Below are 22,804 nucleotides of genomic sequence, written 5' to 3' on the forward strand. Positions count from 1 at the left end.
CGGCGTCACGCGGCGGCAGGAAGCGACTGCGCACCGTATTTGTCGGCCCGCAATTCGGCGGCGTGGATTCCCAGTACGATCAGGCCCGGCCACATCATGTAGGCCTCGATCTCGATATTCTCTCCGAAGGACAGAAGCACCAGCACCATCACGACGCTCAGCGGCAAACGGCCGCGCGGCGAACGCGTGGCGTCGACCAGCGCCATCACCGTCTGCCAGACCAGGGGCACCAGAAGGGCCAGGAACCCGACCACCCCCTTGACGAACAGCAGGCCCCACCAGGTGTGGTGACTGCCGATGGGCATGTATTCCACGAGATGCGGACCGGGCTGCACCCGGCCGTGGCCGAACCAGAACGCGTCGTTGTACCAGCGTTCGCCGGCGATGCGCTGCAGGGTCTCGCGCACCCGGGTACTGTCGGCGCGCGCGCCCTTGAATGCGGCGACCCCGTCTTTGAGCGCCTGAACCAGGTAGGTTCCGATCACCGCAAGAGAGGCGCTGAATGCTGCCAGCACCTGCCACATCCAGCCGCGCAGGATCAGCGGCAGCAGGCGCGGACCGATGGTGCAGGCAACAAGCCCGACAAGACCCATGCGCGATTTCGACAGCAGAATCATCGCGACGCCGGCTGCGATTCCGATGCTGCGCCAGCGGATGTTGCGATCCTCGAGCGCAAAACAGACCTGCAAAACGCCAAGCAACGCGGCGAAGGGCGACCAGGGCGCGTAGAACTGCCAGCGCGGCGTCCAGCTCGATGGATCGTAAGTGAAGAAGTAGACCGAAAAGTACTCGGGCCCCGGACCGCCCACCGCCTTGAGCGGCGAGGTGAAGATCTTTTCCGGCAGGCCGACATAGGGCGCGGCAAAAAGCACAGGCAACAGGATCAGCGTCCACAGGCCGATGATGCACTGCCCGCGCACCAGCACCTCGCGCCGGATCGGCAGCACGGCGCCGGCCAGCGGGAACAGCGCCATGAGCGCCCAGCCCTTGGCCCAGCCGATCGAGGACTTGATGATCTGCTTGGCGTCGTAACCCCAGTCGAGATGCCCGATCCAGAGCGCCACCAGCATCACGAACATGCCCAGGAACCAGACCCAGACGAGGTCGGGCACGGGTCCGCGCGGGCGCAGATCGGCGCGGATCACTGGCGCGAAGTAGAGCGACAGTGCCGCCAGCCCCGCCAGCAGCCAGCCCAGCACCGGCCCGACGACGTAAATCGCGCCGACGAAGTAGAAGGGCCAGGTCCAGCGCAGCGTGGTGAGCACCATGCGCTCGGCCGGGTTGGCCGGCGCGATGTCCTGTCGCGGGATCATTCCGCAGCCACCAGGCTAGCCGGTGCTGCCGCGGTCTTGGAACCGGCTTCCGGGATCAGCTTGTTCAGCAGCGGACGGCGCAGCCAGCCGAGCAGAAGGCCCATGCACAGGAAGAACGTCGCGGCTCCGCCCGCGGCGATCGCCAGCTTGCGCCGGGGTGAGGAGGGTTCGGTCGGCAGCGACGGATCCTCGAGCACCTGCACCAGCGGGTAGGAGGCATAAAGGTCGACCTTCGAGGTCTGCGACCGCGCCATCGCAGAGGCGAAGACCGCCTCGGAAACCGAAAAGTCGCGCTGAAGATCCTCTAGACGGGCCGCGGGCTCGATCAGGTCGATGCGACGCGCCTCGGCGGTGGCGAGACGGGCCGACATGCTGGCATGCTCGGCCGCGAGGCCCGAGCGTTCGGCCTCGAGCGTGACGAGATCGCTCAGAAGATCGGCGCGACCGCCGACATGGCTGAGGTCGAGCGCCTCGAGCTGAGCGATGTTCAGGCCGGTAATCTGCGTGGCCCGGGCAAAGGCCTGCCGGCGGGCAGCTTCGTGTCCGGCCGTCGCCGCACGCACCTCCGGGTGACGTTCGCCGTATTTGCCGCGGGCCTGGGACAGCTCTGCGGCCTGGATCGACATCTCTTCTGTCAGCGCCGTGAACTCGGTGTCGGCATGCAGACGCAGCGCCGCGGCGGCAAGGCGCGCATCGGTATCGAGGGCGCGTTCCAGCGCCTGCACGGCCTCGGTCTTCTCGTCGAGCGTGGCGGCGAGATCGCGCACCTTCTCGGCCAGCGCGTCGGTTTCGGAGACCAGCATGCGGTACTGCTCGGCCGAGATCAGGCCGGTTTCGCGCTGCAGGCGCGAGATTTCCTCGCGCGTGGCCAGCACCGACTGGCGGTATTCCTCGATCGCCGAACGCCCGCTGTCCTCGCGCAGGGTAACCTCGTCGGTGCGCAGCGCCTCGATCTCGGTGAAAAAGGCCGTCAGCAGGGCTGCGGCGCGCGCCTGCGCGTCCTCGGGCGAGTTGCCGACCATCGAGATGTGAATGAGACCCGTCTGGTCGACAAGCTGGATCCGGGCGGAGCCGAAATCCTCGGCTATCATGTCCATCGATCCCGCGGCGGCATCGACAATGCGCCCCGCGCCGAGCAGGCGTTTGTAGGTTTCCGTCGGGCTAACCGAACTGCTGGCGTAGGGCGAGTTGGCATAGGACGAGGCCTGCCCGATGCTGTCGAGATTGACCGAGGCCGAGGCCCCGGAGCCGGGCAGGATCAGCGACAGCTCGCTGGTGTAGCGCAGCGGCGCCGTCTTGAGATAGGTGGTGATCGGCGTCCAGATGCAGACTGCCCCGATGGCGAAAAAGCCCGCGTAGCGCGGCAGGCGGCCAAGGTCGTTCGAGCGGCCGCCACGCATGATGCGGCTGATGGAAAGCTCGCGCAGACGCAGCCGCATCAGTGCGGGCACACGCAGGCGCGAAAGGGCTCGGGGGCGGTCGTTCTGAGCGCTGTGAGTCATGGTTAAATCTCCTGTCCCCGGAAACATACCGTTTGCGCACGGGCGAAACCCGCGGGCGGCAGGACAGGACCGGCGCCCCGGCGTATAGACCACCTATCCCTTCGGCGAGGTGAACCGGCGTTGGAGTGGTGTCAGAAAAGCCCCTGGTCGCGGGCGATCATCGCCGCCTGGGTGCGGTTCGACGCGCCGATCTTGCGGTAAAGCGTCTTCATGTGAAGCTTGACGGTGGGCTCGCGGATGTCGAGATCGCGCGCGATCTCCTTGTTCGACTTGCCCTGGGTCAGACCTTCGAGCACCTCGATCTCGCGTTGCGACAGCTTCTCGGTCAGCGGGTGCTTGTCGCCGGCCTCTTCCGCACGCAGGAAATCGAGCGGGGCGTATTGCTCTCCCATCGCCATGAAGCGCACCGCGTTGATGAGCGAGCGGGCCGGCAACGTCTTGGGAAGAAATCCGGCAGCGCCGCGGGCAAGGGTCTCCTCGGCAACCTCGCGTGTCGCGGTGCCCGAGATGATCGCCACCCGGTGCGCGCCCTCCATCGCCATGACCCGTTCGAGCCCCTCGAGGCCATTCATGCCGGGCATGGAATAGTCCAGCAGCACCAGGTCGAACGGGCCTTCCGTCAGCTGCTTTTCCGCATCCGCCAGGTCCGCCACCGCGACCGTTTCGATCCCGCCTTCCTTCTCGAGGTAAAGCAGGAGCGTATCGCGAAGCAGATCATGATCGTCTGCAATCAGAATGCGCATGGAAGTCTCCCGAACCGGCATGCCAACGCTTTCATGTTACGGCATAAATGCCGCTACAAAACCATTAACCGCAAACTTTTTATCGTGACCTGGCACAACCGGTCCGGGAAGCGCCGAAGCGCGGTTCCGACCTAGACCACAGTCCCCGCCACGTCGAGCGCGCTCCCGGACAGGCTCCCTATCCTTTCGGAGGTCCGCTCCCTGCCCCTTTGGTTGCGGCGACGTTCCGTTCGGAAAGGCGGCCTGACCGGTCGATCCGGCGGGCAGCCAAACGCCCCCTCGAACACTCCCGCCGCGCCGTTGAGCGGACCGACACTCCGGCGCATCCCTTTGGAAACGCCAGCTTTCGAGGTTTTCCCATGTCCTACATCAGCGCAGCAGAACTGTTTCGCACCCCGGTTCCGAATGCCGATCCCGTCGGCCGCGTCAAAGCGCGCAGCGCCGCGATCCGCAGCGTCCGGCTTTTCGGTCTCGATATCGTCAGCGCCAGCACAGGCACCGTCATCCGGCAGCTTCTCGCGCCGGGAGGCCGCAACCGGGTGGCGTTTCTCAACGCGCATTGCGCGAATGTAATGCACCGCGATGCCGAGTATGCGGATGCAATGCAGACTGCCGGAATGGTCCTGCCGGACGGGATCGGCGTCGACCTGGCTGCGCGCATGACCGGAGCAGAGCTCGAGGAAAACCTCAACGGAACCGATTTCGTGCCGGCCCTGCTGGCCGAGGCCGCGCACCGCGGTCTGGCCGTCTTCCTGCTCGGCGGTCGTCCGGGCGTCGCCGAAGCCGCCGCACGCAAACTCTGCCTGTCGACGCCGGGCCTGCGCATCGCCGGAACCCGGGACGGGTACGAGGGCGCCGCCGACACGGCGGACGCGATCCGCGCCATCAACGCGTCGAAGGCCGATATCGTACTCGTCGCGATGGGCGTGCCGGCGCAGGACATCTGGCTGGCGCGCCACGCCGACAAGATCGAGGCGCGTGTCACGATGGGGGTGGGCGCCTTGTTCGACTTTCTCGCCGACCGCGTGCGCCGCGCACCCGCATCCGTGCGCCGGGCGCGTTGCGAATGGATCTGGCGCCTGGCGATGGAACCGCGCCGGATGGCCGGGCGCTACCTAGTCGGCAACGTATCCTTCATGGTCCGCGCCGCCCGCCATGCTTTCGGCCAGCGCGAGGAAGGTGCGATAGCAAAGCGCGCGCTCGACCTCGCGCTGGTGTTGCCAGCGCTCATGATCCTGGTCCCGCTTGTTGCGCTTATCGCAGTCTGCATCAAGCTCGACAGCCGCGGTCCGGTCCTCTATTCGCAGATCCGCGTCGGGCGCTACGGCCGGCACTTCACCATGTACAAGTTCCGCTCCATGCATGTCGACGCCGAGGCGCGCCGGGCGGAACTGCTCGAGAGTTCCGACCGCGAAGGGGTCTGTTTCAAATCGCGCAACGACCCGCGCATCACCCGCATCGGCCGGATCCTGCGCCGCTGCTCGATCGACGAGCTGCCGCAGCTTCTCAACGTCCTGCGCGGCGAGATGTCGCTGGTCGGGCCACGCCCCGCCTTGCCCGAGGAGGTCGCCGCCTACCCGGGACGCGCACTTGGCCGGCTGGCCTGCAAACCCGGCCTGACCGGCATCTGGCAGGTGTCCGGCCGCGCCGAGATCGGTTTCGACAAGATGATCGACATGGATCTCGCCTATGCCGCGGCGCGCTCGACCCCGCTCGACCTGCTGCTTGTCCTGATGACCTTCCGCGCCGTCCTGACCGGCCGCGGTGCCTACTGATCCCCCTTGCAAAGGAGCTTCCCAATGTCGCACGTCAAGATCGCCGTCTTCCCCGTCGCCGGGCTCGGAACCCGGTTTCTGCCAGCCACCAAGTCGATCCCGAAAGAGATGCTGCCCGTCGTCGACCGGCCATTGATCGAATACGCGGTGGAAGAGGCGCGCGCCGCCGGGATCGAGGAATTCGTTTTTGTCACCTCCGCCTCCAAGCGCGCCATCGAGGATCATTTCGGTGCCGCACCCGAGCTTGAACGCCAGTTGCGCACCGCCAGAAAAACCGCCGCGCTTGACGCGGTCTCGCGCAGCCGGCTGCCGGAGGGTTCGTCGACCTTCCTGCGCCAGGACAACCCGCGCGGGCTTGGTCACGCGGTCTCGCTCGCCGCGCGGCTAGTCGGCGACCGACCCTTCGCCGTGCTGCTGCCCGATGATGTCATCGATGCGCCGGGCGGCTGCCTGCGCCAGATGGTCGCGGCCCATGCCGAGACCGGCGGCCACATGGTCGCGACGATGACGGTCGACCGCGAGGCGACCCGCGCCTATGGCGTGCTCGACGTCACCGAGCGTGCGGGCCGCATCTTCCACGCCCGCGGGCTGGTCGAGAAACCCGCACCCGAGGCGGCACCCTCGCGCGAGGCGGTGGTCGGTCGCTACATCCTCGATCCCGCGATCTTCCGCCGGCTGGCGACACTGCGACCCGGCGCCGGGGGCGAGATCCAGCTGACCGACGCGATCAGCGCGGATTGTGAAAACCTGCCGGTGTCGGGCTTCGGCTTCGACGGCGCGCGGTACGATTGCGGGTCCGTCGCCGGGTATCTCGAGGCCAACCTCGCCTTCGCGCTGTCGCGCCCCGAGCTTACGGGCGGGACGCTCGACATGATGGCGCGTCACCTCGCCCGCCACCAGACGCGCGGCGCCGCCTGACGCCTGTTCCCGGACCTATCCTTTCGGATAGGCGGCCTCGCCCCATGCCCCGGGTGACGGTTGAACGGGAACGTGCGACAAGCCTGCAACCAATTTACGGAGCGTTCACCATGACGATGACCAAGCTTCTGGCGCGCGCGCTTTTGCCCGCCGTGTTGCTCTTCCCCGCCCTGCTCGGCGCCGAGGAACTTCCGAGCCCCGAGGGCGAGGTAATCCTGACCGTGTCCGGCGCGATCACGAACTCCAACGCCGACGGCACCGCGCAATTCGACCGCGCGATGCTCGAGCAGCTCGACCCGGTCACCATCGAGACCTCGACGATCTGGACCGAGGGCGTGCAAAGCTTCACCGGCGTGCCGCTGGTGCGTCTGATGGAAGAGCTGGGCGCCGAAGGGTCGGCGATCAGCGCCACCGCAATCAACGACTACGCCGTCGAGATCCCCAGCGAGGATTGGGTCGAGGGCGGGCCGATCGTCGCCTACCTCGTCAACGGCGAGGTGATGTCGGTGCGCGACAAGGGACCGCTCTGGGTCGTTTACCCTTATGATTCCAATTCGGATTACCAGACCGAGGTGACATACTCGCGCAGCATCTGGCAATTGGACCGTATCGAGGTGATGGAATAGCGCCCGCAACCGATCAGACGAAGAACGAGGATCGGCGGGCGCCGGGGAGCAACGAGAAGCGCCCGCCTTCCTTACTGCGGTCACGGACATCCGTGACCGTCCTTTTGCTTGCGATCTGCATGGCCACGGTGTCCGGCATGGCCTGGGTGGTGCTGCGCGAGATCGAAGACCTCAGCATCGCCAATTCCGACAACATCCAGTGGAGCCTGTCGCAGGCCGAGGTCGAATTCCTGCAATTCGAGAACGCTGCGCTCAATGCCCGGGTCACGCCGGACCGGCTTCAAGAGGTCCGGCGCCGCTTCGATATCTTCTACAGCCGCATCGGCACTTTCCAGAGCGGCACGATCTACAACGCCCTGCGCGAGGATCCCGAGTTCGACAGCATCCGCTCGGCGCTGAGGATCTTTCTCGACGAAACCGTGCCGCTGATCGACGGCGACGACGCGGCGCTGCTGGCGGCACTCCCGGATCTTGCGCAGCGCGCCGCCGAACTTAACGACGAGGTCCGGCGCATGACGCTCATGGGTCTCGCGAACTTCGCCGAAGTCTCCGACCTCAGACGCAAGGACGTGACCGACAGCCTGACGCTGATGGCCGCCGTGCTCGGCCTGTTGCTCGCCGGCCTGTCGCTGGTGCTGCTGTCGTTCCATCACCTCTACCGCCAGTCGGTGCGCAACGCGCTTGACGCGCAGCGCACCGGGGCGCGGATGCACACCATCGTCGACACGTCGCTCGACGCGATCGTGGTCTGCGACACCGAAGGCCGTATTCTCGACATCAACACAGCCGCCGAACGCCTGTTCGGCTACCGCCGGGCCGAGGCCGTCGGGGCCTTCGCCCCGGGCCTCTATTTCGGCGTGGAGCGGTCGGATGAACTGGCACAAGGGGCGCTTGCCTTTCTCGCCGAAAAGCGCCGCCCGCAGCCCGGCGAGCGCCGGATCGAAACCGAAGCGCAAAGCCGGGACGGGCGCAGCTTCCCGGTGGAAATCTCGATGGACCGTGCCGAGGACGACGGCGAGAATGTCTACGTCGCCTTCATCCGCGACATTCACCGCCGCAAGGAGGCCGAGGCCATGCTGACCCGCGCCCGGGACGAGGCGCTGGCCGGAGAGCGCGCGAAGGCCGAGATCTTGGCGGTGATGAGCCATGAGATGCGCACCCCGCTCAACGGGCTGATGGGCACCATGCAGCTGATGCAGGATCAGGACCTGACGCCGGACCAGACCGCGATGCTCGAGCGGATGCTGTCCTCGGGGCATTTGCTGCTGGGCGTGGTCAACGACGTGCTCGAACTCGCCAAGTACGAGGCCGGCAAGCTGACCGCGGACCATCGGCCTTTCGAGGTCGCGCCGCTGCTCGATTCGGTGATCGAGACCACCGCGCCACTGGCGCACGCGAACGGCAACACGCTGGGCTGGAGCTGGGTCGGGTCGCCGCGTGCCTGCGCCGCGGGCGATGCGCGACGGCTGCGCCAAGTGATCCTGAACCTCGTCGGCAACGCGGTGAAATTCACACACGACGGTCACATCGACATCGAAGCCGAGGTGCTGGGCGCGCAGGACGACATCGTCGAGTTCCGGGTCATCGACACCGGGGTCGGCATCGCCGAGGAAAACCTCGAGCGCATCTTCAATGATTTCGAGACGCTCGATTCGTCCTACTCCCGCAAGGCCGGCGGCACAGGGCTTGGTCTCGGCATCTCGCGCCGCCTGCTCAACCTGATGGGTGGCACCATCGGCGTCGAAAGCGAGCTGGGCGAAGGGACCATGTTCTGGGTGCGGCTGCCCCTGCCCGAAGCGCAGCTGGCCCAGCCCGCTGTGGCCTCCGACGAGGCCGCGGGCGACGGCACGCTCGCCCGCGCGCTGTCGGTCCTGCTGGTGGAGGACAACGAGATCAATCGCTTCGTGGCCCGCGAGATGCTCGAAGCGGAAGGCCACGACGTGACCGAGGCGTTTGACGGACGCGCCGGGGTAGAGCGCGCCGAGGCGCGTCGCTTCGACGTGATCCTGATGGACATCTCGATGCCGGTGATGGACGGCCAGGATGCCGCCCGCGCGATCCGGGCCGGCACCGGCGCCTCCCGCGACGCGCCGATCGTCGCCGTGACCGCGCACGCGCTGCCCGAAGAGGTGGCGCGGTTCCGCGATATCGGCATGCAACGCTGCATCAGCAAGCCCATCGACCGGGCCACGCTGGTCCGGACCCTGCGCGATATCGCGCAGGTCGACCCGGCGACCGCGTCGGCACCGCCGGCCAACGCACCACGACGGCTGCTGGACGAGGACCAGCTTGACGAGTTGCAGGGAACCGTGGGTCTCGAAGGCGCGTCGCGCCTTCTCGACAAGTTCCTCATGCAGGCCGACGCATCGCTCGCGCAGGTCTCGGGCGAGACGGGTGACCCGCAGATACTCGCCCGGAAGGCGCATGAATGGGCCGGATCCTGCGCCACCTTCGGTCTGTCCGAGATGCACGGCCTTCTGAAGCGCATCGAGACCGGGACCAAGGCCGGCGCCACGCCGCAAGACGCGCTGGCCGAACTGCCGGAACTTTGGGCGCAGAGCCGCGCGGCCCTGCTGCGCTGGCGTGAGCGGCTGCCTACGGAATAATGACCGCCGCGGCGGTGAAGATCCCCAGAAGCCGCCCGACCTCGCCGAGGTTGGTGGTTCCGCTGTCGTAACAGGCGATCGCGTCGCCCGGCAGCACGTAGGGATCGTAGTCGTCCCGGTCCGCGCGCGACCGCATCTCCTCGATCCTGCGCTCGACAACGACCGACACCCCCGAGACAGGGTTGCGCGAAAACAGTGCCGCGGACCGGTTGGCCGAGGTCGCGCGCGCGCCACCGACGCAGTTAGCGTCGACCACCGCCTGAATATAGCGCGTGCCGTAAGGCACTTCGCGCACCGTCTGGCCGATCGCCGAGGGCGCGTTGCCGGTGGCCGGCTGGGTCAGGTTCGACAGATACAAAGAGACCCCCGGCGGGCTGACCGGGCTCGGGCGCATCAGGTCGTCCTGGAAGCACTGACGTGAGGGCACGTAGATCTCGTCCCCGTTCAGCAACATCACGTCGTCATAGTTGTACCCGTCGAGCGCTCCGCGTAGATCGACGATGTAATTCGTGCCCGCCCGGGTGATACGCACCGCCGACAAATCGGCGTCGGGGCGCACGCCGCCGGCGCCGCGCAGGGCAGCCGAGAGATTGCGACCTTCGGTAGACGCGCCGAGCGCCGCCTGGCGTCGGCTGTCGAGCTGGTCGCCCTGTACGCCGCCGATGCTGACGCCCTGCGGGTCGAAGACCGCGCCCGAAACGCCGATGCTGGCGGTGGCGAAATCCATCACCAGCAGCGAGATGTCGGGTTCGATGTCGTAGTATCCGCCGGCGATCAGCGCCCGGCGGATGTCGGCAGAGACCTGCCGCGCGGTGCGGCCCTCGGCGGCGATGGCGGGCAGGTACGGCAGCTTGATGCGCCCGTCGCGCGACACCACGTATTCACCGGTGAAGGTGGTGTCGTCGGGCAGGCGCACGTCGACGAGGTCGCCGCGCGACAGAAGCTCTCCGCGCAGCGCCGGGTGCGTGCGGCCGCCAAGCTTGCCGCCCTGGCTTCCGCCCGCGAACGGCAGGCACTTGGCGGCGTTTATCGACGGCGACTGCAGGGCGACGACCTCGCTGCGCGCCTCGAGCGGCCGGTATTGCGCCTGGTAGGCATTGCCGGCGGCGACCGTTTCGATGTTGTCCTGCCGCGCACCGGTACCGCAGGACGCGATGGCCAGCACGCCCAGCGCGCTCACCGCACCACGCATTCCGACGAGGGTCATGCTGCTCTGCTCCGGCGTTTCTCTTTCTGGTTGATCGGAGTCTAACCTTTCGCGCAGGGCCGCGTCCATAATTCAGCGCGCCAGAGCACCTATCCCTTCGGACATGTGGCTAGACCGTTGCGCCGTTGCACTGCCCCCTCGCGTCCGAGACCCGCCGCGGCGGCCGTCGTATCAAGCTTAAGACGCCCCGGTGTCGCCACTCACGGAAGGACCGTCATGACGCTTGCAGATCGGATAGGACCCTTTGCCGCCAACCTTGCGGCCTATTGCCTGTCCGAGGTGGCGGCGAAAGCCTCGCGCCTGCTTGTCGTCGTGGCGGTCGCCCGGACCATGGATGCCGCGGCCATCGGCATCGCGGCCACGGCGCTTGCCGCCGCGGACATCCTGAAATCCCTGACCGAGAACGGCGTCGTGCAGCGCATCATCGCCGCGCCCGACGAAGAACTCGCCGCCACCTGCCGCCGGGCAAGCCAGATCGTCTGGGTCTGGTGCCTGGGTCTTTTCGTGCTGCAACTGGGCCTCGGCGCCGCGATCTGGCAGGTCAGCGGGGACGTGACGCTGTTCGTCCTGGTCGCGATCCTGGCCGGGGAATATCTCTTCATGCCCGGCGGTCTGGTGCACTGCGGGCTGGCCATGCGGGCCGGCAAGCTCAAGCAGACCGCCGCCATCGCCGCCGGCCAGGTCGTCGGCGCGAACGTCATGTCCGCGGTGCTTGCGCTGATCGTGCCGGGGCCCGTCGTGCTGGTGCTTCCGCGTCTGCTGGCCGCCCCGCTCTGGCTCGTCGCGATGCGCCGTCTGAACCCCTGGCACGTCGACCGCTCGATCGCCCCGGCGCCGCTGCGCCCGTTCATCGGCTTCGGGGCTGCCATCCTCGGTGTCGAGATCGTCAAGGCCATGCGCCAGCAGGCCGACAAGCTGGTCGTCGGCGCGCTGATGGGGGCCGAGGCGCTCGGTGTCTACTTTCTGGCCTTCAACGCCGGTCTCGGCCTTGCCAACTCCTTTGCGCAGGCTTTCTCGGTGGCGCTTTTCCCGCGTCTTTGCACCGCCGAGGACCGCAACACGGCGCTGCGCGACGCACTGCTGCTCGGCACGGCGCTGATCTCGGCCGCCGTCGTCTGCCAGGCGCTTGCCGCCCCGGTCTACGTGCCGATCCTCTTCGGGCCGGAATGGGACGGTATCTCGGCTGTGGTGTCGATCCTCTGCCTTGCCGCGATCCCCGGCGTGATCTGGTCCGCCGCGGCGCAATGGCTGCGCGCCCACGAACGCCCGCAGACCGAACTTGTCGTGACCGTCGCTGTGACTGTCGCCCTGATCGCGAACACCGCCCTGTTGGCCCCCGCCGGACTCGAGGCGGTGGCCTGGGGCTACCTTGCCATCGCCGTCATCGTGCAAGTCGGCGCCGCCATCCCGGTGCTGCTGCCGGTCCTGCGCAAACCTGCCGGAGCCTTCTGATGCCACGTTTTTCCATCGTCCTGCCCTGTTACAACGCCGCCGCAACCCTGCCCGAGACGCTGGCGTCGATCCGCGCCCAGACTCTCGCCGACTGGGAGCTGATCTGCATCGACGACGGCTCGGAAGACGACACCGCCCGCCTGCTGAAGGACGCGACCGCTGCCGACGGACGCATTCGCCTCGTGCCCAACCCGTCGAGCGGCCCAAGTGCGGCGCGTAACGTGGCCTTGTCGCACGCCCGCGCCGACATCATCGCCTTCTGCGACGCCGACGATCTCTGGGCCGCGCACAAGCTCGAGCGACTGGAGGCCGAATTCAAGGACCCTTCGGTCGCCGCGTCCTACGCCCGCGTTGCGTTCTTCGATGGCGACCGCGCGCGATCCCACTCGACCGTGCCACAGGGCGACCTGAGCATCGCCACCCTTCTGGGCGAGAACCCGGTCTGCACCATGTCGAACGTGGCCGTGCGCCGCGACGCCTTTCGCCAGACCGGAGGGTTCGACACAGACATGGTTCACAACGAGGACCTGGAATGGCTGATCCGCCTCGTCGGCGATGGTCACCGGGTGACCGGTATCGACGACTGCCTCGTCCAGTATCGCACAAGCCACTCGGGCCTTTCCGCCGATCTTGCCGCCATGCGTGCCGGGCGCGACAGGGCACTGGCCACCGCCGCGCGCTACGGCCATGTCGCCGACCGCGCCGCCGAAGCGGTCTACGCGCGCTATCTCGCGCGGCGCGCCCTGCGTGTCGGCGCCCCCGGCGCCGAGGCCTTCCGCCTGTCGCTGCACGGCATCGCCACCAGCCCGCGCGGTTTTTTCTCGGACTTGCGCCGCGGTCTTCTGACCGCGGCCGGCGCCTGCGCCGCCCCGCTTCTGCCCGCCGGCCTACGCCGGACACTCTTTGCCAGCTGAAAGGACTGCGCCATGCCCGCCGCCACCATCGTCGTCCCCGCCTACAACGTCGCCGAAACCATCGGCGACACCCTGAACAGCCTCTGCCGCCAGAGCTTCGAGGATTTCGAGATCGTGGTCGTCGACGACGGCTCGACCGATCAAACGGCTGAGGTCGTGCGCGCGGTCGCCGATCCGCGCATCCGCCTCGTCCAGCAATCCAATCGCGGCCTCGCCGGTGCGCGCAACACCGGGATCTTCCACGCACGCGGGCGCTACGTCGGCTTCTGCGACGCCGACGACCTGTGGCGCCCGGCCAAGCTTGGCACCCATGTCGCGCACCTCGACGCCCGCCCGGATGTCGGTATCAGCTTCTCGGGGTCCGAACTGATCGACGCCGAGGGACGCCCGAACGGCCTTGCCCAGACGCCGCGGCTGCGGGGCATCGATGCGGCGCATGTCTTCATGCGCAACCCCGTCGGCAACGGTTCGGCCCCGGTGATCCGGCGCGATGCACTCGACAGCATCGCCTGGCGCCCGGCGCACGAGACCTGCCGCGACTGGTGGTTCGACGAAAGCTTCCGCCAGTCCGAGGACATCGAGTGCTGGCTGCGCATCGCGCTCACGACCGACTGGATCATCGAGGGCGTGCCCGGCCTGCTCACCCGCTACCGGATCGTTCCGGGCGGCCTGTCGGCCGGAACCGAAAAGCAGTTCGCGTCTTGGGAGCGGATGGTGACCAAGCTCACTGCGCTTGCGCCCGAGTTCATGCAGCGCCACGCGCCCGCCGCGCGCGCCTATCAGCAGCGCTACCTCGCCCGGCGCGCGGTCACCTCCGGCAACGGGCGCGAGGCGCTGCGGCGCGCGATGGCCGGCCACCGGGCATCGCTGCGCCCGATGATGGAAGAACCGGTCAAGACCGGCGTCACCCTGGCAGCGGCACTGGTGCTCGCCGGCTTCGGCTGGTCACCGCTCAAGCACAGCGCACCGTCGCCCGCGGGCGGCTGACGACCGAATCGACAGGACAAAACAGGAAAGGACAGGGCAATGACCCGCATCGTACATCTCATCGACGACACCCAGCCCGGCGGCGTGATGCGCTACCTCGAATTTCTGGCGCGCGACGCCGGCCTCGCCGGTCTCGCCTCGCACGCGGTCGTCCCGGTTCCGCGCAAGGCGCCTTATGCCGTGCATGTCGAAGGCGACCTCATCGTGTCGCACCTCACGGTTTCCTGGGGCGGCCTCGCCGGCCTGATGACCCTGCGCGCGCTGCACGCCGGCACGCCGATGGTGCATGTCGAGCACAGCTACTGCGCCGGTTTCGCCGCAGCGAACGTCCGCGCTCCGCGCCGCTTTCAGACATTGCTGCGCTGCGCCTATGCGCTGTTCGACCGCGTCGTCGCGGTCAGCGAAGGACAGGCCGACTGGCTGCGCACCCGTCGCCTGGTCGATACCGATGCGCTGCGAGTGATCCGTCCCTGCGTCGATCTTTCCGGGTTCCGCAATCTTCCGGCACCGGCACGGATCCGCACCATCGGCGCCATCGGACGGTTCGACCGGCAAAAGGGTTTCGACCTGCTCATCCGCGCCTTCCGCGCCGTGCCCGACCCGGACCTGCGCCTGCAGATGATCGGCGACGGCGAGGAGGCCGCGGCGCTGGTCGCTTTGGCGGAGGGGGATTCGCGGATCACCTTCCCCGGCTTCGCGCCCGACCCGGTCGCGGCGATGGCCGGTTGCGACGCCATCGCCATGCCCTCGCGCTGGGAACCCTACGGGATCGTCGCCCTGGAATCGCTCGCCGCGGGCCGCCCGCTTCTGGTCTCGCGCGCCGACGGGCTGCGCGATCATGCCACGAACGGCGCCATCGCGGTTCCGGACATGAGCGTGGAATGCTGGAGCGACGCGCTTGCCCATGTCGCCGCGGGCGTCACGCCGCCGTCCCGGGGCACCTCGGCCGAAGCGACCCTGCGGCTGGGCTGGACCGCTCTTCTGGACGAACTTGTCTTCGACGCCGAGCCCTTGGCCGCCTGACGACGCCGGGCCGTGGACCACGACGGGGACCCTGCATCCCGGCGCGTCGCGCGCCGAACCGGCTCAGGGCACCACGCGCCGGTAGAGATGCCAGCTGGCGTGGCCCAGGATCGGCAGCACGAGGAAGAGGCCCAGGAACCACGGAACCAGCGCCAGCAAGGTCAGCACCGCGATCATGCAGGCCCAGACCAGCATCACCCGCAGGTTGTCGCGTGTCACGCGCAGGCTGGTCAGCATCGCGGTCACGAAATCGACCTCGCGATCCAGCAGCATCGGCAGGCTGACCGCGGTCAGCGCGAACAGCAGAAACGCCAGCACCGCACCGCTGGCAAGCTCGGTCAGTGTCAGGGCGAGGCCGCGCCCGGTCAGGTAATGAGTGATATCGTCCGGCGGGCCCAGCAACGCGGACGGCCCCATGAACAGCGCGAACAGCATGTGCGCAAAGAAGCTCCAGAACAGGAAGTAGATCACGATGATCGCGCCGGCCCAGGGGATCTGGCGGGTCCTTTCCTGCCAGATCACGCCGAGGATCTCGGAAAACACCAGCGGCGCGCCGCGCTCCAGCCGGCGGCTGACCTCGTAAAGCCCGACCGCAAGGAACGGCGCCACCAGCGGGAAGCCGAGCGACAGTGTCAGCGTCCAGGTGAACATCCCCGCGCCGAGCTGCAGCAGGATCAGCCCGGCCAGCACGTAGACCCCTGCGAAGAAGAGCCCGTAGACGGGGGCGGCACGAAAATCGGCCCAGCCGAGCCTGAGCACGGCCCGAAGGTCCCCAAAGCCAAGCCGGACCTCCTGCGTGTTTCCGTCATTGTCGAGGCTGCTCATCCCCAGCACCTTCCGCTTCGCCGCGCGCGACCGTCGTCCCGCACAGGCGCTCTCGTCGGCGTCCATCATGGTCGCAGGACCGCCCGTCCGGCAAGGGCGCTGCAACCTTTGGATGCGCCGCAGCGTTTGCGCGGCAACGACGCGAAGGAAACCGCGGTCCGTCGTGATTGCCTATTGCCAAAACCGCCACGTCTCCCATGATGCACGAGCAGGCGAATTCTCGCCAGACGGCCCTTTATGCTGAAACTGCAAGACCCAAATCTCGATCCCATGAGTTTCCTCGTCGGCGACGGCGAGATGGCCGGTCGCATCAGGGACTTCGATTGGGCCAACCATCCTTTCGGTCCGGCAGAGCAATGGCCGCAATCGCTGCGTTCGGCATTGGGCATCTGCCTGAACTCGGCCTTTCCGACGGCGATCTATTGGGGCCCGGAGCTGCGCCTGCTCTACAACGACGCGTGGTCCGTGATCCCCGGTCCGCGGCATCCGGCCTGTCTCGGCGCACGGGCCGAGGACGTGTGGTCGGACATCTGGCATGTCATCGAACCGCAGTTCAGCCACCTGATCCGCACTGGCGAAGGCCTTAACGTCGAAGACCAGATGCTGCCGATGCAACGCTACGGCTACGTCGAGGAGACTTACTGGAGCTACAACTTCACCCCGATCCGGGGCGAGGACGGAGCGATCCACGGCGTCTTCAACTCTGGCAGTGAAAGTACCTCAAAGGTCTTACAGCAACGACATTCGCAGTTCCTGCTGGCGCTCTACGAGGTGCTGCGCGACAGCACCGACGCCGAGGCGACGATGGCGGCCGTCTGTGACGCGCTGGGGCCGCATTTCGGCGCCAGTCGCGTTGTGTTGTGTGAGGTGGAACAGGGCGGAACGCTGCAGCAGTCGCCGGTCTCCGCGCACTGGAGCGCCGACCCGGAGGCAGCGGTCCCCGACCATCCTTCCGCCGAACTCGAGACCATCGCGCACGGCCTCGAGGGCAATGCCATCGTCAGGCACGACGACGTCGCCGCGATCACTTCGGAGGCGCTGCGCAAGCAGCTCGAGCGTCAGGGTGCCGGAGCCTTTCTTGCAGTGCCCTGGGTCGAGAACCGCGTCTTGCGTCACGTGCTGACCCTCTCGCTGCCCGATCCGCGGCGCTGGAGCGACGAGGATGTCTCGACGGTCGAGAAAGTTCTGGAGCGCACCATCGGTGCAATCGACCGCGCGAAGGCCGCGCAGCGCGAGCGGGTGATGGCCGGCGAAATCGACCATCGCGCACGCAACCTTCTGGCTGTGGTCAGCGCCCTGGCGCGGGTCAACGACGCGCCGGATGTCGACAGTTTCCGCGAGAAATTCCTCGACCGGGTGATGGCCCTGTCGCACACGCATACGTTGTTGGCCGGCAATCGATGGACTGGCCTGTCTTTGCGGCGGCTGCTGCACGAGTTGCTGGCTCCGTACAACTACGGCGCCGCGTCCCGCGTGTCGCTCGAAGGGCCGCGCATCCTTCTGGAGCCCGAGATCGCGCAATACCTCGGGATGGTCTTCCACGAGCTTGCCACCAATGCCGCCAAACATGGCGCTTTGCGGGCCAAGGACGGTAGCCTGCGCATCGTCTGGACGTTGCATGACAAGCAGCGCCTCGACATCGAATGGTGCGAGGACGGCATCGGTGTCGAGGACGGCACGCCGCGGTTCAAAGGTTTCGGCTCCATGCTGCTGCGCCGCATCATCGAGCAGCAGCTTGCCGGCACGATCTCCAAGACATTCGCGGCGGGCCAGCTGTCCTGCGACATCTCGATGCCTTTCAAGATGGTCGATACGACACGCGCCGAGCCACCGGCGCCGGTTGGTGACCCGGGCCCCAAACGCGACGCGGTTCGCGTGCTCGTGGTTGAAGACGACCCGATCATCGCGCTCGATCTCTCCGCGGCGCTGACCGAACTCGGCTATGCCGTGGTGTCGTCTGCGCGCACTGTCGAAAGCGCGCTGGCATTTGTCGAGGAAAGCGAACCGCAACTCGTGCTTCTGGATCTCAATCTTGCCGGCGAAAGCTCGGAACCGGTGGGCGTCGCTTTGGTCGAGCGCGACGTGCCGTTTCTTCAGATCACCGGGTACGAAAAGGACGTCCGTCCCGATAGCGTCTTCGCCAATCGTCCCCGGATCATCAAGCCCTACACGATGAGCGAATTGCGCGAACAGCTGGACGAACTCAGCGCGCCACTACGGCAGAGCTGATCGTCACAATCTCGCACGATTTCTGCAATTCCGGGCCGATTCTCGAAAATTCACCGCGAATCGTGTATCTTCGGTCTCCCATCCCGGCGTTCTCGCCTCAGGTCGCGGCGCCGGGCGCACTCCGAAGGCATGGAGGACATGACATGGATGCAATCAAGACAACCGAATACGCGCGCGCGCTCTATCGCGCCCACGGCGATGCCGCAGAAGCCGAAGCCGCGAAGCGTGCGCGCGACTGCCAGACGTCCGGCAAGACCGACGAGGCGCAAAACTGGCAGGCGATCCGACGTACGATCCACGAATTGCGCGGCCCAAACCAGGGGTGATGCGGCGCGCGCGTTTTCGTTGTCGATAAGAAACACGCGCGCCGGACCGACATCCGGCGCGCACTAATGGGGTCGTCGATGCGGCGAGGTCAGCCTTGCGGGCAGGCCGCGCCGGTATCGATCCAGGCCTGGGTCAGCTGGCCGAAAACCTCCTGCGTGCCAGGAACCGGCGTGCGCCCCTCGCCGGGATGCCAGCCCCACCCGACAAGACCGTCCTCGGCATTGTGCTCGTGCAATTCGGCCATCGTCTTGCCGCGATTGCGCTCCTCGTCTTGGATCTGGGCGCAGATCTCGGCCGGCGATTTGCCGACCCAGGCGGTTTCGATGGGTGCGAGTTGCCAGGGTTCATGGCCGGGTATTGACCCCTCGCCCGTGGTGTAGGCAACGTTTTCGGCCCCGTGGCAGGTGTTGCAGCGCATGCCCGGCGCGCCGAAATCGGACGCGCCGCGCACCACGGGCGGCTGGTGCGGCTGCATGTCGTCGCCCTGAAGCGGCGTGTCGCCCGCCGGATGGCAGTTCATGCACCGTGGATGCTGGAACACCACCAGCATCTCCTCGAAAATCGCGACGGACCGTTCGGTCTCGTCCGAGATACTCTCGAAGGCCGCGGGCGTCTTGAGGCCATTTACCTCTTCCTGCGCGGCAAGCGGCGCCGCGAGAAGAGTCGCCGCGAGGATCGTCGTCAGTCTGGTCGCTGTCATTGTCCCGCTCACACTCCGGCGTTGCCGGCGAACGGCAGCTTGGTCACGTTCCGGCCCGTCAAGGCGCGCCAGGCATTGGCGACGGCCGGACCGATGGGCGGCGTTCCGGGTTCCCCGATGCCGGTCGGATCGGCGTCGCTGTCGATGATCGCGACCTCGACCTCGGGCATCTCGTTGATGCGCAGCATCCGGTAGGTGTCGAAGTTGGTTTCTACCACCGTGCCACCCTCTTCCAGCGTCACCGCGTCGAACAGGATGCTGCCCAGCCCGTAGCCGATCCCGCCCTCGATCTGGGCACGGATCACGTTGGGATTGACCGCGACGCCGCAGTCGACCGCGCACCAGACCTTGTGAACGCGCGGCATGCCACCCTCGTCCGACACCTCGACGATCTGGGCGACGTAAGTGCTGAAGCTTTCGTGGACAGCAACGCCGTAGCCCTTGCCGTTCTTCACCTTCTCGCCGTTCCAGCCGGCCATCTCGGCGACGCGCTCAAGCACCGCCTTGTCGCGTGCCGCAGTGTCGCCGGTCATCAGGTCGAGCCGACCCTGGACCGGATCCTTGCCGCCCTTCTCGAGCAGCATGTCAAGGAAGACCTCTGTGGCGTATCCGGTGTGGGTGTGCCCGACGGAGCGCCACCAGAGCACCGGCACCGCGCTGTCCTGCCGGACCCAGGAAACACGCGCCGCCGGCAGGTCGTATGGCATTTTGGTGGAGCCTTCATACGAGGTCGGGTCCATCCCGTCCTGCATCATCGCCTCCATCGGGCCACCGGCCATGATCGACTGGTTGACCACGACGTTCGACCAGGCGGTGATGTTGCCGTCGGCATCCAGCCCCCCCTGCATTTTGTGAACGGTGAGCGGGCGATAGTAGCCGCCGGTCATGTCGTCCTCGCGGGTCCAGACCAGTTTCCAGCAGCCGTCGCCGCCCGCCGCCTTGGCGATCTCGGCAACTTCGGCCGCCAGATGCGCCGTATCCTGCGCGCGGCGCCCGAAACTGCCCCCGGCCAGCATCACGTTGATCCGGATGTTGGCGGGATCGAGTTCAAGGATCTGCGCCAGCGTCGGATGGTCGAGCGCCGGGAACTGCGAGCCCGCCCACATCTCGGCCTTGCCCTCCTTCACCTCGAGCACCGCGTCGAGCGGCTCCATCGGCGCATGGGCCAGGTAGGGAAACAGGAACTCGGCCTCTACCGTCTCGGCAGCATCTTCGAGTGCCGTGTCGAATTCGCCGATCTCTTCGGCGGATTGCCCGCCTTCCGCCGCGGCGGCGGAAAACTCGGCATACATCTGCTCGGACGACCGGGTCTCGGCTCCGCTTTCATCCCAGGAGATCTCGAGCGCGTCGCGCCCGCGCAGGGCCGCCATTGTCGAGGTCGCGTAGACCGCCACGCCGGACGAGATCTGGCGCACCGCCTCGACCCCGTCGACCGAAAGCGCGGCACTGTCGTCGAAGCTCGCGACGGTCGCGCCGAACTTCGGCGGGCGCGCCACGACCACGGTCTGCATGCCCTCGCGGTAGACATCCATCGTGAAAACCGCTTGGCCGGTGCTCTTGTCGCGGCTGTCGAGCTTGGGCACATCGGTGCCGATCAGCGTGAACTGGTCGCGCGTCTTGAGCGTGGGCTCGGCCGGCGGGGTCATTTCGGCGGCCTTCTCGGCGAAAGCGCCGAAGCCCGCTTCGTTGCCCGACCCGGCATGGGTGATGCGGCCTTTCGAGATCGTGATCTCGTCTTCCGGCACGCCCCATTCGGCGGCGGCCGCGGCAACCAGCATGGCCCGCGCGGCGGCCCCCGCCTGGCGCATCTGGGTGTAGGAATTGGCCATCGCGGTCGACCCGCCGGTGCCCTGCATCCCGAAAGCGAGGTTCTTGTACAGCTCGTTGTCGGAAGGCGCGCTCGCCGCGCGCATCTGGCTCCAGTCGGCGTCGAGTTCTTCGGCGACGAGCGTCGACAGGCCGGTGTTCGGCCCCTGACCGAACTCGATGTGCTTGATCAGAACCGTCACCGTGTCGTCGGGCGCGATGCGGATGAAGGCGTTGGGGGCGAAAGTGCCCTCGGGCACCGCGCCGGAGCCGAGCGCGGCTTCGGCGCCGGATTGCGCAAATGCGCGCGGCGGCAGGGTGACGGCGACGACGAGGCCGGCGGCGCCCTGAAGAAAACGGCGGCGGCTGGGTGTGTGCACGGTCATGGTCTCAGCCCTCCAGTGTCTTGGCGGCATCGTGGATCGCGGCCCGGATGCGGACGTAGGTGGCGCAGCGGCAGACGTTGCCGGCCATCGCGTTGTCGATGTCCTCGTCGCTGGGCTGCGGCATCTCGCGCAGCAGCGCGGTGGCGCTGACCACCTGCCCCGACTGGCACCAGCCGCATTGCGGGACGTCGATCTTGGTCCAGGCCGCCTGAACCGCTTCGGCCTCGGGGCCTTGCAGACCCTCGATGGTCTCGACATCCATGCCGTCGACCGAGCCCACAGGCGTCACGCAGCTGCGCCGGGTCATGCCGTTCATGACCACGGTGCAGGCTCCGCATTGCGCGATGCCGCAGCCGAACTTGGTTCCGGTCATCTTCAGCTCGTCGCGCAGCACCCACAGCAGCGGGGTGTCTTCGGGCACATCGACGCTGACGTCCTTTCCATTGACTGTGAATGTCACCATCTCGGGTCACCTTTCTGGCTGGGAAATTCGTCCATGCCGGAGGGTAGCCCGGGACGACGGGCTTTCCACCACCGATTGCGGATACGCGAGGCGGCGCCAAAAGGCGCGGCTCAGTCCTTGGCGGCGAACCGCTCGGCCCAGTCGGGATGCCAGCGCGAAAGCGCCGGGCGGTTCTCGATCATGTCGCCCGCCGCCCAGGCCATGCGTTTTGCATCCATCTCGGGCGTGACCTCGTTGTCCGGGCAGATGATGTAGAAGTCACCCCGCTCGAGGCGTTCGAGCATCAGCGCGACGACCTGATCCGGCATCCAGCCACCCGGGTCAGGCCGGCGCGGGCCGGTGATGGTCCAGCCCGGCACCAGCAGGTGCGCGCTGACCTTGCAGCCCTCGGTGTTGCGCAGCTGGTGCTGCAAGCCCTCGGTATAGGTCTTCAGGGCCGATTTGGTGACATTGTAGATCAGGTTGCCCGGCGGGTTGGTGATCCCCTGCTTCGAGCCGGTGTTGACGATCATCGCGGGACGTCCGGCTTCGATCATGCGCGGCAGAAAGGCGCGTTCGGCCTCAACGGCCGCCCAGAAGTTGACCTCCATCGTGCGGCGCCACTCGTCGAGATCCTCGCTCTGCCCGCCGGCGACCCGGCGCGCGGCGTTGTTCATCAGCAGGTCGACCCGACCGAAGCGGTCATAGACGTCGTTGGCAAGCTTGCCCATCGCGGCGCGGTCCGACACATCCATGGCGCAGGTCAGGATATCGCCCGCACCGATCTCTGCGGCGGCGTCCTCGAGTCGGGCCGCCTCGACATCGACCATGGCGACCGAAAGACCGCGCGCGACCAGCGCCTCGACCGTGGCGAGACCGATGCCGGAGGCGGCACCGGTGACAACGGCGACGGCTCCGGATGACAGGGCTTGATGGGACATGTCGTTCCTCCTTTGAGCCGCGCGGGACGGCGCGGTCGGGTGACGGACGCGCCTGCAGTCTGGCCCCCGCGGCCGTGTCCTG

19 protein-coding genes are annotated in these 22,804 nt (G+C 67.3%); 10 read left to right on the top strand and 9 right to left on the bottom strand.

Annotation, left to right across the window (positions count from 1 at the left end):
• Window positions 1–5: 5 nt before the first annotated feature.
• From R5H30_RS11085 to R5H30_RS11095, 3 genes are all read right to left on the bottom strand, one after another.
• Entirely contained in the window at window positions 6–1,313 is a 1,308-nt protein-coding gene (locus tag R5H30_RS11085) for an O-antigen ligase family protein (protein ID WP_318328371.1), read from the bottom strand.
• Window positions 1,310–2,815 (bottom strand): GumC family protein, encoded by a 1,506-nt coding sequence (locus R5H30_RS11090; protein ID WP_318328372.1) that lies wholly within the window; start codon window positions 2,813–2,815, stop codon window positions 1,310–1,312. Before R5H30_RS11090 ends, R5H30_RS11085 begins: the two co-directional genes overlap by 4 nt.
• A 131-nt stretch (window positions 2,816–2,946) precedes the next feature.
• Complete coding sequence (locus tag R5H30_RS11095; protein WP_318328373.1) at window positions 2,947–3,558, bottom strand: response regulator; 612 nt, start codon at window positions 3,556–3,558, stop codon at window positions 2,947–2,949.
• A gap of 359 nt (window positions 3,559–3,917) precedes the next feature.
• Here R5H30_RS11095 and R5H30_RS11100 point away from each other — a divergent pair, with 359 nt between their 5' ends.
• The 4 genes from R5H30_RS11100 to R5H30_RS11115 all read left to right on the top strand — a co-directional run bounded on the left by R5H30_RS11100 (window position 3,918) and on the right by R5H30_RS11115 (window position 9,483).
• Window positions 3,918–5,333, top strand: coding sequence for a sugar transferase (locus tag R5H30_RS11100; protein ID WP_318328374.1), 1,416 nt, complete (start codon window positions 3,918–3,920; stop codon window positions 5,331–5,333).
• Window positions 5,334–5,357: 24 nt separating this feature from the next.
• Window positions 5,358–6,251, top strand: a complete 894-nt coding sequence (locus R5H30_RS11105) for a UTP--glucose-1-phosphate uridylyltransferase (RefSeq protein ID WP_318328375.1) — start codon at window positions 5,358–5,360, stop codon at window positions 6,249–6,251.
• Between the two features lie 110 nt (window positions 6,252–6,361).
• Window positions 6,362–6,877 (top strand): putative pterin-binding protein, encoded by a 516-nt coding sequence (locus R5H30_RS11110; RefSeq protein ID WP_318328376.1) that lies wholly within the window; start codon window positions 6,362–6,364, stop codon window positions 6,875–6,877.
• A 92-nt stretch (window positions 6,878–6,969) separates the two neighbouring features.
• On the top strand, window positions 6,970–9,483 hold the full coding sequence (locus tag R5H30_RS11115; RefSeq protein WP_318328377.1) for a hybrid sensor histidine kinase/response regulator: 2,514 nt from the start codon (window positions 6,970–6,972) through the stop codon (window positions 9,481–9,483).
• Here R5H30_RS11115 and R5H30_RS11120 read toward each other — a convergent pair.
• A complete protein-coding gene (locus tag R5H30_RS11120; RefSeq protein ID WP_318328378.1) occupies window positions 9,473–10,690 on the bottom strand; it encodes a polysaccharide biosynthesis/export family protein in 1,218 nt (405 codons plus the stop codon). The two genes, R5H30_RS11115 and R5H30_RS11120, sit on opposite strands and share 11 nt — an antisense overlap.
• 216 nt (window positions 10,691–10,906) lie before the next feature.
• Between R5H30_RS11120 and R5H30_RS11125 the strand changes: the two genes are divergently transcribed.
• From R5H30_RS11125 to R5H30_RS11140, 4 genes are read left to right on the top strand one after another with little or no spacing between them, the layout of a single operon-like run.
• Window positions 10,907–12,142: an oligosaccharide flippase family protein gene (locus R5H30_RS11125; protein WP_318328379.1), complete on the top strand. Its 1,236-nt coding sequence runs from the start codon at window positions 10,907–10,909 to the stop codon at window positions 12,140–12,142.
• Window positions 12,142–13,056, top strand: a complete 915-nt coding sequence (locus R5H30_RS11130) for a glycosyltransferase family 2 protein (RefSeq protein ID WP_318328380.1) — start codon at window positions 12,142–12,144, stop codon at window positions 13,054–13,056. Before R5H30_RS11125 ends, R5H30_RS11130 begins: the two co-directional genes overlap by 1 nt.
• A gap of 12 nt (window positions 13,057–13,068) precedes the next feature.
• Complete coding sequence (locus R5H30_RS11135) at window positions 13,069–14,043, top strand: glycosyltransferase family 2 protein (protein WP_318328381.1); 975 nt, start codon at window positions 13,069–13,071, stop codon at window positions 14,041–14,043.
• Between the two features lie 39 nt (window positions 14,044–14,082).
• A complete protein-coding gene (locus R5H30_RS11140) occupies window positions 14,083–15,066 on the top strand; it encodes a glycosyltransferase family 4 protein (protein WP_318328382.1) in 984 nt (327 codons plus the stop codon).
• A 63-nt stretch (window positions 15,067–15,129) separates the two neighbouring features.
• On the opposite strand, the gene R5H30_RS11145 is transcribed toward R5H30_RS11140, so the two are convergent.
• Complete coding sequence (locus R5H30_RS11145; RefSeq protein WP_318328383.1) at window positions 15,130–15,891, bottom strand: DUF2189 domain-containing protein; 762 nt, start codon at window positions 15,889–15,891, stop codon at window positions 15,130–15,132.
• A 270-nt stretch (window positions 15,892–16,161) separates the two neighbouring features.
• On the opposite strand from R5H30_RS11145, the gene R5H30_RS11150 reads away from it, so the two are divergent.
• Both R5H30_RS11150 and R5H30_RS11155 read left to right on the top strand, forming a co-directional pair.
• On the top strand, window positions 16,162–18,120 hold the full coding sequence (locus R5H30_RS11150) for an HWE histidine kinase domain-containing protein (protein ID WP_318328384.1): 1,959 nt from the start codon (window positions 16,162–16,164) through the stop codon (window positions 18,118–18,120).
• Window positions 18,121–18,263: 143 nt separating this feature from the next.
• Complete coding sequence (locus R5H30_RS11155) at window positions 18,264–18,446, top strand: hypothetical protein (RefSeq protein WP_318328385.1); 183 nt, start codon at window positions 18,264–18,266, stop codon at window positions 18,444–18,446.
• Between the two features lie 89 nt (window positions 18,447–18,535).
• Here R5H30_RS11155 and R5H30_RS11160 read toward each other — a convergent pair whose 3' ends face one another.
• The 4 genes from R5H30_RS11160 to R5H30_RS11175 form a co-directional block, all read right to left on the bottom strand.
• Window positions 18,536–19,147 carry an Isoquinoline 1-oxidoreductase subunit gene (locus tag R5H30_RS11160; RefSeq protein ID WP_318328386.1) on the bottom strand — a complete coding sequence of 204 codons (612 nt, stop codon included), beginning with the start codon at window positions 19,145–19,147 and terminating at the stop codon, window positions 18,536–18,538.
• 8 nt (window positions 19,148–19,155) lie between these two features.
• Window positions 19,156–21,339, bottom strand: coding sequence for a xanthine dehydrogenase family protein molybdopterin-binding subunit (locus tag R5H30_RS11165; RefSeq protein ID WP_318328387.1), 2,184 nt, complete (start codon window positions 21,337–21,339; stop codon window positions 19,156–19,158).
• A 4-nt stretch (window positions 21,340–21,343) separates the two neighbouring features.
• Entirely contained in the window at window positions 21,344–21,802 is a 459-nt protein-coding gene (locus R5H30_RS11170) for a (2Fe-2S)-binding protein (protein WP_318328388.1), read from the bottom strand.
• 110 nt (window positions 21,803–21,912) lie between these two features.
• A complete protein-coding gene (locus R5H30_RS11175) occupies window positions 21,913–22,722 on the bottom strand; it encodes an SDR family NAD(P)-dependent oxidoreductase (protein WP_318328389.1) in 810 nt (269 codons plus the stop codon).
• Between the last annotated feature and the right edge of the window lie 82 nt (window positions 22,723–22,804).

Source organism: Roseobacter sp. FCG-D35 (assembly GCF_033436665.1).
In the GTDB taxonomy this organism is placed as follows: domain Bacteria; phylum Pseudomonadota; class Alphaproteobacteria; order Rhodobacterales; family Rhodobacteraceae; genus JAWQFO01.

Bases quoted from the DNA above. Each gene is read 5' to 3' on its own strand.
- R5H30_RS11155 (WP_318328385.1), top strand. From the start codon at position 18,264: ATGGATGCAATCAAGACAACCGAATACGCGCGCGCGCTCTATCGCGCC.
- R5H30_RS11145 (WP_318328383.1), bottom strand. From the start codon at position 15,891: ATGAGCAGCCTCGACAATGACGGAAACACGCAGGAGGTCCGGCTTGGC.
- R5H30_RS11140 (WP_318328382.1), top strand. From the start codon at position 14,083: ATGACCCGCATCGTACATCTCATCGACGACACCCAGCCCGGCGGCGTG.
- R5H30_RS11150 (WP_318328384.1), top strand. From the start codon at position 16,162: ATGAGTTTCCTCGTCGGCGACGGCGAGATGGCCGGTCGCATCAGGGAC.
- R5H30_RS11100 (WP_318328374.1), top strand. From the start codon at position 3,918: ATGTCCTACATCAGCGCAGCAGAACTGTTTCGCACCCCGGTTCCGAAT.
- R5H30_RS11165 (WP_318328387.1), bottom strand. From the start codon at position 21,339: ATGACCGTGCACACACCCAGCCGCCGCCGTTTTCTTCAGGGCGCCGCC.
- R5H30_RS11110 (WP_318328376.1), top strand. From the start codon at position 6,362: ATGACGATGACCAAGCTTCTGGCGCGCGCGCTTTTGCCCGCCGTGTTG.
- R5H30_RS11085 (WP_318328371.1), bottom strand. From the start codon at position 1,313: ATGATCCCGCGACAGGACATCGCGCCGGCCAACCCGGCCGAGCGCATG.
- R5H30_RS11170 (WP_318328388.1), bottom strand. From the start codon at position 21,802: ATGGTGACATTCACAGTCAATGGAAAGGACGTCAGCGTCGATGTGCCC.
- R5H30_RS11135 (WP_318328381.1), top strand. From the start codon at position 13,069: ATGCCCGCCGCCACCATCGTCGTCCCCGCCTACAACGTCGCCGAAACC.
- R5H30_RS11125 (WP_318328379.1), top strand. From the start codon at position 10,907: ATGACGCTTGCAGATCGGATAGGACCCTTTGCCGCCAACCTTGCGGCC.
- R5H30_RS11105 (WP_318328375.1), top strand. From the start codon at position 5,358: ATGTCGCACGTCAAGATCGCCGTCTTCCCCGTCGCCGGGCTCGGAACC.
- R5H30_RS11175 (WP_318328389.1), bottom strand. From the start codon at position 22,722: ATGTCCCATCAAGCCCTGTCATCCGGAGCCGTCGCCGTTGTCACCGGT.
- R5H30_RS11120 (WP_318328378.1), bottom strand. From the start codon at position 10,690: ATGACCCTCGTCGGAATGCGTGGTGCGGTGAGCGCGCTGGGCGTGCTG.
- R5H30_RS11160 (WP_318328386.1), bottom strand. From the start codon at position 19,147: ATGACAGCGACCAGACTGACGACGATCCTCGCGGCGACTCTTCTCGCG.
- R5H30_RS11090 (WP_318328372.1), bottom strand. From the start codon at position 2,815: ATGACTCACAGCGCTCAGAACGACCGCCCCCGAGCCCTTTCGCGCCTG.
- R5H30_RS11130 (WP_318328380.1), top strand. From the start codon at position 12,142: ATGCCACGTTTTTCCATCGTCCTGCCCTGTTACAACGCCGCCGCAACC.
- R5H30_RS11095 (WP_318328373.1), bottom strand. From the start codon at position 3,558: ATGCGCATTCTGATTGCAGACGATCATGATCTGCTTCGCGATACGCTC.